Raw genomic sequence first — 5,395 nt, 5'->3', positions numbered from 1 at the left:
TGCAAATGAGATTGTTTTACTCGCTTATTACATAGCAGCCATTAATATTGAAGCAACCTATCATGGTCTTATGAAAGAGAATTATATCCCATTCAAGCATATTGGTTTAACCGATACGTTTCAAATGATTGAAAAACAAGATCTTATGGAAGGTATACTCAAAGAAAACAGTGAATATTTGGAACATCAGAAAAAGCTGGATATTAAAGTTATCTTTGGCAATCCTCCTTATTCAACAAAGCAAAAAAACGAAAATGATAATGCAAAAAACACCTCTTATCCGATATTAGATGACCGTATTCGTGAAACTTATGCGGCTCAATCGAAAGCAGTTTGTATACAAGCACTTTATGATAGTTATATCCGTGCTATTCGTTGGGCTAGTGATCGCATAAAAAACCGTGGTGTTATTGGTTTTGTTACAAATGCAAGTTTTATAGATGCACACACTATGACAGGTTTAAGAAAATGCCTCGTTGAAGAATTTAGCAGCCTTTATATTTTCCATTTACGGGGGAATGCACGAACTTCTGGAGAACAACGTAAAAAGGAAAGTGGTGGCATTTTTGGTGAAGGATCTCGAGCTCCCATAGCTATCTCTATTCTCATAAAAAATCCAGAATCTCAACAGCGTGGGAAAATATATTTCCGTGATATTGGAGATTATCTCACAAGAGAAAAAAAGCTTAAGACAATTAAAAAATTTGGTAGCATTAATGGTATTACACAGAGCAAACAAGGGTGGCAAATAATCACACCAGATAAACATGGGGATTGGCTTGGTCAACGTGATGATAGTTTCAAGACATTCCTAGCTCTAGGTATTAAAAAAGGTCATGGTAAAAAGCTCTTTGAAACTTATTCTCGTGGTATTATGAGCAGTCGTGATGCTTGGGTATATAACTCAAGCAGTGAAGTTTTAGCTAAAAACATGAGTAATATGATTACTTTTTATAACAGCGAAGTGAAACGTTTTAATGATGTTCATCCACATGCTGACTGCAAAACACGCGAAAATTCTGTAAATAATTTTGTAAATTTGGATGCAAGTAGAATTAGTTGGAGTCGTGCACTTAAACAACATTTAGCTAAAGGAAAGATTTTTGAATTTGAAGAAACATGCTTCACTCCAAGCTTATATCGCCCTTTTACGAAACAGTGGCTTTATTATGATCACACCTTCAATGAAATGATTTGCAAAATGTCACGTATATTTCCTATGGAACAAACCATTGAAAATAGAGGAATTCAAATCACCGGTATAGGAGCAAAAAAAGACTTTTCTGCTCTTATGACTAAGACTTTGCCTGATCTTAATGTGATAGATGGTGGTAGTCAATGCTTTCCAAGATATATCTATGAAGATGCTACGGTTTCAAAAAGTAAAAGTGAGAAACAAACCCTTTTATTTACAAATTCTACAGAAGAAAGTAAAACAGCTGGTTTTCAACGCCGTGATGCCATTACTGATGAGGGATTAGCACATTTTAAAGCCGCTTATCCGAATGAAACAATCACTAAAGATGATCTATTCTATTATGTTTACGGTTTACTTCATTCGGAAGATTACCGTGCTCGTTATGCTGATAATTTATGCAAAGAATTGCCTCGTATCCCTTGTGTAAAGAGTGCTGGTGATTTTTGGAAGTTTGTAACAGCAGGGCGTGAACTGGGTCATTTGCACGTAAACTATGAAACTGTAGAGCCGTATCCAGTGACCTTTAAAAAAGGTAATCCAAAACAGACAGAGATCTCTAATCCAGAAAAATTCTATTATGTAACTGAAATGAAATTCGCAAAAATTAAGAATAGTAAGGAAAAGGATAAATCGACTGTTTTTTACAATAGCAATATTACCATAACAGATATCCCTCTTGAAGCTTATGAGTATATCGTTAATGGTAAACCCGCTCTTGAATGGGTTATGGAACGTCAATGTGTTAAGACTGATAAAAAGAGTGGCATTGTTAATGATGCCAATCGCTATGCTGTTGAAACCATTGGCAACCCTGCCTACCCTCTAGAGTTATTTCAGAGGGTTATTACCGTAAGTTTAGAGACAATAAAAATCGTTAAGAACCTACCAAAACTAGAAATTAGAGAAACTGAATAACTTATAAAGCATGCTCACATAATGGGCATGCCAATCTTATTAAAGCCGCTTATGTATTAGTTTAAATAACAGTCTATTTTATCATCTGTTATGAAATAAACTAAGATAGGAAATAATTACGTTATCAGAAATCCTTTAATGGACTTTTGTAAATTTTGTAAACGTATCATCTTGTGAATTGATTACCTATAATCTTTAAAAGAAGTGTTTATATGCGTTATTCTAAAAAGAAATCATTTGCACTTTTAGATACTCTTATTTGGATTGCCTTTAAGAGATTATACCGTATTTAAAATGATAGCTTTATTGTTTTCAAAAGCTTTATTTAAAGAGAGTTATATATATTCATTTTCTTATATTACTTATAGGTTTTGTCTGTTTTTAAAACCCCCAAAACACCTACAAAACCCTCTTAGATATATATTAAAAATTGTATTTATGTGTTATGTTTAATATAGGTTGTTTATTTGAAAGATTAACTTATTGAAATATAATAACTTTTATTTTTGACTAAAAAATATATATAAAGGGGGGGGTAAAAAGACCCCCCAAAACCCCCATACCCCCCTAAACTCATAACCATAATAGTCTTAATAGCATTTTTATGATCATAAACCGTTTCTTTTGAAAGGCTTTAAAGGATCACATGTTTTTTTAAGACGTAGTTTAATCACTCACTAAAATAATCTAATTTGTCGGTTCAATTTACTGACACATAACTGACAAATATATATTATGAATTGAATTTATGGGTTGTCTTTTAATAAAGGTTGCATCATTAAAATTATAACCTATTGAAATATAATGTTTTTAATTTTCTCTCATTTAAAAAAAATAATATAGGCTCTAAAAAGAACTGACAAAACTGACACAACTGACAAAAGCCTATTAAAAGGGATTTTACTGATCTCTATAATTATCAATCTCTCTTTAGATATTTTCATAACAAGCAATAAATCACAATTATTCTATTTATCGCTTCTCTTATGGACAATGAAAAATGATGCCATGGCTATAAAGAACATAACAGCTATAGAGAATACAAAAATGCAAATGAAATCGTTTGTTATAAAGACAGTCCCTATAAAAGGCTGTTAAGTCTAAAATGTGTTATTAAAAGAAATTAACAGAAATCTTAAAAGCCATTTAGTGACAAAATTGATAGGTTATAAAGTTTAAAATACGCATGATGAGAGCGTTTCTAAATATTATAAATGTATAGATTCAGAAAATACGCAGTCGTTTCACAAAGCCCGTAATATAGCTTTAAAAGAATATAAATATAAAAGAAGCAATTAATAGGCATAAGATATTATCAACACACAACGTATTTAAAAAATATAAAAAAATATCAAAAAAGATAAAATATTATTTGACAATAAATACGTATTTTGTTATATAAATAATCAAGTGATGAAAAACACTTTAAACAGTAAGCGGATAGGTTACGAAACAATCTTTCCAAAGCTTTTAAAACTGACTATCTTTTATGCTTTAATTAGCATATATGATGATTTTGTCGGGTGTGGTCACACCATACAATACTCTTTATGAGAAAAGTGTGACGACGGACTTACTGCCGTGTTTTTCAACGCCCGGCTCCCTTATAGGGTTGTCAATGAAAAACGTATAATCAGTAAGGTTTAAATATGAAAAATATAGTAAAAAAGACCCCCGTTAATAAGAAAAAAATATCCAAAAAATATGAATTTACTAGTGAAATGGATTGCGTAGCTGGTCATTTCTTATATCGCATTCGTGCTTTAAGAGATTTTGGTGATGTCAAAGCTGGCGATCTAGGGGGCTTTATTGAAAAGGAAAGCAACTTATCTCACAAAGGCAATTGCTGGGTTTATGACAAAGCGCGTGTTTTTGAAAATGCAAGGGTTTATGACAATGCTAAAGTCAAAGGCTTTTTTGTAGACGTTTATGGCGATGCACGTATTTATGGCAATGCTATTTTTCAAGGCATGGCAATAAATGATTATTGTGAGGTTTATGGCAATGCCCATGTTGAAAACGCCGTGGTTATTGAAGGCAATGTTAAAATTTATGATAACGCCCGTGTCACTAATCATGCTCATATTTGTGATGATGCCGTGATTTGTGATGATGCTCATGTCGGGGGAAATGCAAAAATAAGCGGCGCTGCTCATATTTGTGATGGCTCGCGTGTTTTTGATGATGCCGTGGTTTGTGGGGCTCTTATCTCTGGCGATTCTTATGTTCATAGCGCCGCCTCTTTAACTGCTGATGATCATATTTGGGATGAGGCATATCCAGAATTTGGGAGTGAAGATGATTATTATCGTCATGAGTATTATGCTGATTGTGAGTGGTATTATGACGATGATAATGACAGCGAATATGAAAGTAATGCTGCGTAAATAACGCGCGGGCGCGGCGGGGGCGCCCCCCTTTAAACATTTCATTCAAAAAATTTAAATCTCTATAAAGGAATTGTGCTCATGCAAAAGAAGTTTGCACTCACAAATGAAACGCGTGTAATTAATAATCATACCCTTTATCGCATTAAAGCATTAAAAGACTTTGCTGATGTTAAAGCAGGTACTTTAGGGGGCTTTATTGAAAAGGAAGATAACCTTTCTCATGATGGCATTTGCTGGGTTTATGATAATGCTTGTGTTGTAAAATCTGGTCGTGTTTATGAAAATGCAAGGATATATGGCAATGCTGCCATTGGTGGTTTTGTTTATGGCAATGCGCATGTATATGATAAAACCCGCGTGTATTTTGGAGCTCATGTTTATGATAATGCGCATCTTTCTGATAAGGTGTGGGTTTATCAATATGCAAGGGTTTATGGGAATGCAAAATTAACAGGAAGTGCACGCATTTATAGCAAGGCTGAGGTTTATGATCATGCTGTTGTAAGTAGCTCTTCAAAAATTTATGGCAAGGTTTATGGCAATGCTAGCGTGGGTGGGTATGTTAAGGTCTATGGTTCTGTTTATGGGAATGCAAAAGTGACTGGTTATCACACCATTAGAGGTTTGGTACATGGCAATGCAAGGTTAAAAAGAGATGGTTATTCATATGTTGAACAAAACGTTTACTATGCATATGGGATTCCTGAGGATTGTGAAATTTATGAAAACGATACTGTTGTAAAGATTATTGAAAATAACGCTGCGTAAAGACGCGCGGGCGCGGCGGGGGCGCCCCTCTTTAAAATTTCCCATTCCAAATTTTATCAAACGTTTATCACATTAGATTGTGAGGGTCTTCTTATGTGCAAAAAATATGAATTAACCAGTGAAA

The 5,395-nt window shown here is 33.8% G+C and carries 3 protein-coding genes; all 3 read left to right on the top strand.

Annotated elements, in window-relative coordinates; all coding sequences use genetic code 11:
* Nucleotides 1-2,113 (top strand): type ISP restriction/modification enzyme (locus tag ACFIKI_RS08190; protein WP_375666717.1); only part of this gene is annotated, 2,113 nt, incomplete at its 5' end.
* A 1,649-nt stretch (nt 2,114-3,762) separates the two neighbouring features.
* Nucleotides 3,763-4,500, top strand: a complete 738-nt coding sequence (locus ACFIKI_RS08185) for a hypothetical protein (RefSeq protein ID WP_375666716.1) — start codon at nt 3,763-3,765, stop codon at nt 4,498-4,500.
* Between the two features lie 81 nt (nt 4,501-4,581).
* A complete protein-coding gene (locus tag ACFIKI_RS08180) occupies nt 4,582-5,271 on the top strand; it encodes a hypothetical protein (RefSeq protein ID WP_375666715.1) in 690 nt (229 codons plus the stop codon).
* The last annotated feature ends 124 nt before the right edge of the window (nt 5,272-5,395 follow it).

Origin of the sequence: Bartonella sp. TT121SHDZB (assembly GCF_042193415.1) — a bacterium.
In the GTDB taxonomy this organism is placed as follows: domain Bacteria; phylum Pseudomonadota; class Alphaproteobacteria; order Rhizobiales; family Rhizobiaceae; genus Bartonella.
The sequence above is the reverse complement of the archived record's forward strand: the minus strand, read 5'-3'. Positions and strand labels throughout refer to the sequence as shown.